Genomic DNA, 5,718 nt, shown 5'->3' with positions numbered 1-5,718 from the left:
GCCGCTGATGCTGGTCTCGCGCCGCTACGATGTCGGCGAGCAGCGTGCCCGCTCGCTGCTGGCAGGCGCCGGCGTGGTCATCGAGATGCAGGAGAAAAAGATCGGTGCGCTGTCCGGCGGCCAGAAGGCGCGGCTGATGATGCTGGCGCTGAGGCTCGCCAATCCCAACTTCTATCTGCTGGACGAGCCGACCAACCATCTCGACATCGACGGCCAGGAAGCCCTGGAAGCGGAACTGCTGGCACATCAGGCAAGCTGTGTGCTCGCCTCGCACGACCGCTCCTTCATCCGCGCCATCGGCAACCGCTTCTGGCTGATCGAGAAACGGCGGCTGACCGAAGTCGAAGACCCAGAGGATTTCTTCCGCTCGGTGGCGGAGGGCGCTGGCTAATCGGTGAACAAAACTGCCGATGAAGTTCCGGCCTGTCGAGCGCAGGCCGGAGTTTCGTATCATGTTACGAGACGTCTTCTTGACTTCCGAAGCGTATCATGCCATGGTACGCCACTCGGGTCGGCAAGGTGATAAGCTCCTCCAAAGACAAGACCAGCGAAGCCGTTTCGAACGGCAAGGCTCCGAAGGGCTTCCCATCGGACCTTTGTCCGCTCAGCCCAGCGGAAGCTGTTCATGATCGACAACGCCGCCGAACTGTCGAATCTGAAGACGCCTCCCGGCAACAGGCTTGAGCCGCTGAAAGGTAACCGTGCGGGCCAGCATTCGATCCGCATCAACGATCAATTCCGCCTCTGCTTTAGGTGGGTGGAAGGGCAAGCGGAGGATGTTGAAATCACCGACTATCATTGAAGAGGGTTCAAAATGCTGAACATCAACCCACCTATCCATCCCGGAGAAATTCTCCGTGAGGAATATCTCGTGCCGCTCAATCTGAAGCCTTACACGCTGGCCAAAAAGCTGCATGTGCCCCGCACACGCATCGAGCGCCTGGCCAGCGAGACGACACCGGTAACGCCCGACACCGCTTTGCGCCTTGCGAAGTTCTTCGGAACCACGCCGCAGTTCTGGATGAATATGCAGGCGAGCTACGACCTCGCCGTAGAGGGAGAGGCGAAGAAGGCCGATCTTGAAACAATCGAACGTCTACAAACCGCGGCCTGAAGTAATCGCGTTAGCAACAACCCGCTTCAAGCAGGCTACGGAGCTAGCGATAAAAAAATCTCGACGATCTGTCGGATAGCCTCAGCCCGCCGCGTCCTTGGGATGCCGACACGATGATGCCGGCCCAACCCAGGAGAATTATCATGTCGGTTCTTTCGTCCATCGGTCGCATCGCAACCCGGTATGCGGCAGCGCGCGCTCGTCACCGCAGCGAACGCGTCCTGCGTTCACTGCCTGCCTCGCTGCGCAAGGATATCGGGTTTCCGGACGTCTTCGATGCGCAAAACGGCCGCCGCCCCTGACCTCGCGGGGCGCCAGTCAGTCATGCGTATCGCCCGAAAGCGGCGTCGCCTTCATCGATACGCGTTTTTCGAAAGCCTCGAACCAGCGCGTCAGCAGTGCCCGTGAGCGAAAAGGCGGAAGGTGACGGAACGCCATCCAGGACAGCGCGGTGGCCAAGGCAATGTGGCCGATATGGAGCGGCGCCTCGTCGTCCAGCGTGCTCTCGATCCAGTCGTAGCTCGCCTCGATCTTTTCCCGGTATCCGTCGGCGAGAGCACCATAGCGCAACTTTTCGGGTCTCCTTTCCGTCTCCCAGCGCAAGGCTATACCCGTCTGCGCCAGGCCCTGGGCGACCGCCTGCAACCGCAATGCCTGCCAGCGCGCCTCGCCGTCCTGCGGCAGCAGCTTGCGACCGTCATGCAGCGTGTCGAGATAGGCGCAGATGACATCGGAATCGAAGATCGGCGACGCGTCGGGCCGCAACAGCACCGGCACTTTGCCGAGCGGGTTTTCGGCGTAGACGCGGGCATTGCGCAAGGTCGGACTGGTCTCGTGATGAATGACCTCCAGCCGATCGGCAATGCCAACCTCGTGGGCGAAGACGAGCGCCTTGCGCGCGAAGGGTGAGTGGGTCTGATAGTAGAGGATCATTGTCGTCCCAGGATTTGAAGAGGCGTTCGCCTGATCCATCTGTTCTAGCCTGCGAGCCGAGAGAATTGCGCTCTGATTGGGCGCGGTCGACGCAAGTTCGTTTCACGCCTCTCGTCCAACTGCGGCTGCGTGGACTGTCCAGGGCCGGTCGGCCAAAAAAATCTGCCGGCCATGTAGGAACGCCGGCACCTCATCCGTCCTTTGGCTCGCAAGGCCAAACGCAAAGAGGAACAACAGATGACCGATCAGACCCCCGTTCAGCCCGCGGCCAAAGTGCTCGGCGGATTGACCCCCTATCTGCAGCTGGATGGCGCCTTCAAGGCTGCCGAATTCTACAAGAAGGCCTTTGGTGCCGAGCAGGTCTTTGCCTATCCGGCGGACGAAAAAGGCCGCACCATGCACATCCACCTCCACATCAACGGCTCGACGCTGATGCTCTCCGACTTCTATCCCGAAAACGGCATGCCTGCCGTCAAGCCGCAAGGTTACACCATGCAGCTTCACCTCGGCAGCGACGACATCGAAGCCTGGTGGAAGCGCGCCGTCGATGCCGGCTGCGAAGTCGCCGTGCCGCTCCAGATCATGTTCTGGGGTGACCAGTGGGGCAATATGCGCGACCCGTTCGGCGTCGAATGGGCGATGAATGCGCCGGTCAAGAAAGCCTGATTTATCGCCAATGGCGAAGTCCCTCACCGGCTGGCGTCGGTGAGGGATTGTGAACTTCCAGGAGGAGACCCACAATGTCCTATGTCGATGGCTTCGTGCTTGCCGTGCCCAAGGCAAATCTCGATAACTACAAGAGGCTGGCCAACCTCGCAGGCCCTATATGGATGGAACACGGCGCGCTCGCCTATGTCGAATGCATCGGCGACGACGTGCCCTATGGCGAGGTCACTTCGTTCCCGCGCGCCGTGCAGGCCAAGGACGACGAGATCGTCGTCTTCGCCTGGGCCGTCTATGAGTCGCGGGAGAGCCGCGATGCCGTCATGGCCAAAGTGATGGCAGATCCGCGCCTGAAGGCCGATTGGGCGGACATGCCGTTCGACGGGAAGCGCATGATCTTCGGTGGCTTCAAGCCATTCATAGAGCTTTGAGCAGCCGGTAGCAGATTGGCAGAAGCCCCTCAGCTTCGTCATCCTAGGACGAAGCAGGAGCGAAGCTCCGTCGCGAAGGCCTTAGGATGACGACGCGGGTGCTTAGGCCAATCTCTAAGGCCACGATCAGCTAGAGAGCGTTGCGCTAATCCAGCCTGTCCAGAAGCGGCTTCAGCCGGTCACCATAGCGCTTCCATAGATCGACCGACCCCTGATACATCGGCTGGCGCACCTGTGCGGCTGAAGCCGTGCGCACCGGTCGGTCGGTCTCGTGGAACGATAGTGCCGCGTCGTCCCAGGGCAGGCCGAGATGGGCGATCAATGCCCGCGTCTGGCCTTCCTGGTCGGCGACAAAATCCTCGTAGCGTACATCGTGCACGACGCCTGGCAGCACCGTGTGCCAATGCTTCATGATGTCGGTGTAGAGATTGTGGAAGTCGGCGAGCTCGCCGAGATCGTAGCCATAGCGATGGCTGTCGCCGCGGAAATGCACCTTGTAGATCGACAGGCAGGTGGCCGCCGCATCGCGCGCGCAGTGGATGATCCTGGCCTTCGGCATCATCATGTGGATGAAGCCGACAAGCAGGAAGTTGCCCGGCATTTTGTCGGTGACGTGGCGCATGTTCGGATAGCGGGCATGGAGCATGTCGAGATAGGCTTGGCCTGCCTCGGCAAAATCCGAATCGCCCGTATCCGATACGCCCCATGGGAAGCCACCCGGCATGGTCGCCGGGAACTGCCTGCCGACCGCCTTCTTCAATATGCTGAGCTCGCCTGCGCCATAGACCTGCGGATGGCTGGCGATGATCTGCTCGACCAGCGTCGTGCCCGAACGCGGCATGCCGACAATGAAGATCGGCGTGTCGTCGCTGATTGAGCTGGGCCTGTGCTTCTCGAAGAAGCCGGCATCGAAGGTGGCCTTCATCGCCTCGAACTCGGCCCGCGTCCTGGCCTGGTCGTAGTCGATGCCTTTGCGGCGGATCGCATTGCCCTCGGCGAAATAGTCGAAGGCCCGGCCATAATCCCTGAGATCGTCATTCGCCTTGCCGAGTCCGAAGGACAGTTGCATGCGCGCCAGGCTGTCCTGCGGCGCCTTGGCATGCTGGGCTTCCATGCCCCCAAGCTCGCTGTCGCGCTCCTTCTGGCGCTTGACCTGCGTCAGCATCAGCCAGGCTGTGGCCATGGCGGGGTTGATCGCCAACGCCTGCCGGAACAGGTCGGCCGCCTCGTCGAGCTTGCCCTTTTCCATCAACCCGACGCCGAGCCCGTGCAGCAGGTCGGCATCCTTGGGTCGGATCGCCAGCGCTTCGCGGAAGGCAGCCAGCGCCTCATCCAGCCGCCCGGCTTCCTGCAGGGTTTCGGCAAGCCCGATGCGGGCGCGCACATGAAATGGGTTGCGTGCAACCGTGCCGCGATAAATCTCTTCGGCCTCTTCGAACTGGCCGACCTGTTTCAGCGATGAGCCGAGATTGTCGCGCGCCGCGAGTTGGTCCGGCCGCAGATCCACTGCGCCGCGGAAGAAATCGATGGCCGCAGCAGGGCGGCCGAGGTCGCGCATCACCGTACCGAAATTGTTGAGGAAATCGGGATTCGTCGGCTGCAGGCTCACCGACCGTTCGATGAGATCCAGCCCTTCTTCGCTGCGCCCGGTCTGGTGAAGCAGCAGTCCCAGGAAATGCGCCGCGGCCGCGTGCTTGGGCTGACGCGCCAGCACCTGCCGGTAGATCGTCTCAGCCTCTTGCCGGCGCCCGGCCTGATGCAGTTGCAACGCCTGCTGCACATACTGGTCGAGGCCCAGCGGCGGCTGTCCGCCTGCGCCAGACCTGGCTCCCGCACCCGCCGCTCGTCTTTGATCTCTGTTGATGGGAAACCTACCGTGTTTTATCCGCCTGTGGCGATCTAGGCCATCGGCGCCGCAGGTTCAAGGCTTCGCTTGCTGTCTCGTCCTTTCGTCGGTGCGGAAAGATCAAATCAGCACACCGCGATCCGGCCCCAGCAAATCTGGCTCGAGGCCACGGAGCGCGCGTTCATCGATATCAACTCGGCCCGCTCAACGCTCGTTCGTGCCCGCGAACTTGGCCACGCAGTGGCAATCGACGACTTCGGCACCGGCTACTCCAGCCTGTCCTATCTCGAGGGGCTGCCGCTCGATGCGCTCCTAATCGACAAATCGTTCATCGATACGATCAGCACGAATTCCGCCACCAATTCCGTCACCGCGCATATCATCGACATGGCCAAGACACTAAAGCTGAAGATCGTTGCCGAAGGCGGGGAAACGCAGGCGCTGGCCGACCACCTCGCGGCACGCGACGTCGACTACGGCCAGGGCCGGCTGTTTGCCAGACCCATGCCCGCGTCCGAGTTCATCGCCGACTGTGTTCATCGCCGACTGTCGCCAGGTGAGCCGACGGCTTGATGCTTGTCGTCCTCAACGAGGCGCAGCGTTCTCAGCACGGCCCGTCGCCAACGACGCGATAGTCCGCGGCACGGGCTTCGCAGGAATTGGGGAAGGTGCGCATCTCGCCATGCCGGCGCGCGCACACCGGCGCATATTCGCGGGTGCAGAACGTCTGC

Annotated in this window: 7 protein-coding genes and 3 pseudogenes; 7 read left to right on the top strand and 3 right to left on the bottom strand. The window is 61.8% G+C overall.

Annotated features, from left to right (window positions below; translation table 11 throughout):
- The 4 genes and pseudogenes from EN994_RS15145 to EN994_RS15130 all read left to right on the top strand — a co-directional run.
- A partial coding sequence (locus EN994_RS15145) for an ATP-binding cassette domain-containing protein (RefSeq protein WP_164745931.1) occupies nt 1–391 on the top strand: 391 nt, incomplete at its 5' end.
- Nucleotides 392–519: 128 nt separating this feature from the next.
- Nucleotides 520–802: pseudogene (locus EN994_RS15140) on the top strand (type II toxin-antitoxin system RelE/ParE family toxin).
- A 12-nt stretch (nt 803–814) separates the two neighbouring features.
- Nucleotides 815–1,114: a HigA family addiction module antitoxin gene (locus EN994_RS15135; RefSeq protein WP_027039367.1), complete on the top strand. Its 300-nt coding sequence runs from the start codon at nt 815–817 to the stop codon at nt 1,112–1,114.
- Nucleotides 1,115–1,257: 143 nt separating this feature from the next.
- Complete coding sequence (locus EN994_RS15130) at nt 1,258–1,416, top strand: hypothetical protein (protein WP_013530026.1); 159 nt, start codon at nt 1,258–1,260, stop codon at nt 1,414–1,416.
- Between the two features lie 16 nt (nt 1,417–1,432).
- Here the strand turns inward: EN994_RS15130 and EN994_RS15125 are convergent, their stop codons facing one another.
- Nucleotides 1,433–2,047, bottom strand: coding sequence for a glutathione S-transferase (locus tag EN994_RS15125; protein WP_063168834.1), 615 nt, complete (start codon nt 2,045–2,047; stop codon nt 1,433–1,435).
- 237 nt (nt 2,048–2,284) lie between these two features.
- Here EN994_RS15125 and EN994_RS15120 point away from each other — a divergent pair, with 237 nt between their 5' ends.
- Both EN994_RS15120 and EN994_RS15115 read left to right on the top strand, forming a co-directional pair.
- A complete protein-coding gene (locus EN994_RS15120; RefSeq protein ID WP_013530024.1) occupies nt 2,285–2,713 on the top strand; it encodes a glyoxalase/bleomycin resistance/extradiol dioxygenase family protein in 429 nt (142 codons plus the stop codon).
- A gap of 74 nt (nt 2,714–2,787) precedes the next feature.
- Nucleotides 2,788–3,141 carry a DUF1428 family protein gene (locus EN994_RS15115; protein ID WP_063168835.1) on the top strand — a complete coding sequence of 118 codons (354 nt, stop codon included), beginning with the start codon at nt 2,788–2,790 and terminating at the stop codon, nt 3,139–3,141.
- A gap of 145 nt (nt 3,142–3,286) precedes the next feature.
- Here EN994_RS15115 and EN994_RS15110 read toward each other — a convergent pair whose 3' ends face one another.
- The gene (locus EN994_RS15110) at nt 3,287–4,909 is read right to left on the bottom strand and encodes a sulfotransferase (protein ID WP_244514230.1); all 1,623 of its coding nucleotides are present in this window, start codon (nt 4,907–4,909) and stop codon (nt 3,287–3,289) included.
- 195 nt (nt 4,910–5,104) lie between these two features.
- On the opposite strand from EN994_RS15110, the pseudogene EN994_RS15105 reads away from it, so the two are divergent.
- Nucleotides 5,105–5,560, top strand: a pseudogene (locus tag EN994_RS15105) (EAL domain-containing protein); the annotation flags it as partial.
- A 31-nt stretch (nt 5,561–5,591) separates the two neighbouring features.
- Here EN994_RS15105 and EN994_RS36090 read toward each other — a convergent pair.
- A pseudogene (locus tag EN994_RS36090) lies at nt 5,592–5,718 on the bottom strand (peptidase); the annotation flags it as partial.

This window comes from Mesorhizobium sp. M7A.F.Ca.CA.002.09.1.1 (assembly GCF_003998555.1).
Classification (GTDB): domain Bacteria; phylum Pseudomonadota; class Alphaproteobacteria; order Rhizobiales; family Rhizobiaceae; genus Mesorhizobium; species Mesorhizobium ciceri.
The sequence above is the reverse complement of the archived record's forward strand: the minus strand, read 5'-3'. Positions and strand labels throughout refer to the sequence as shown.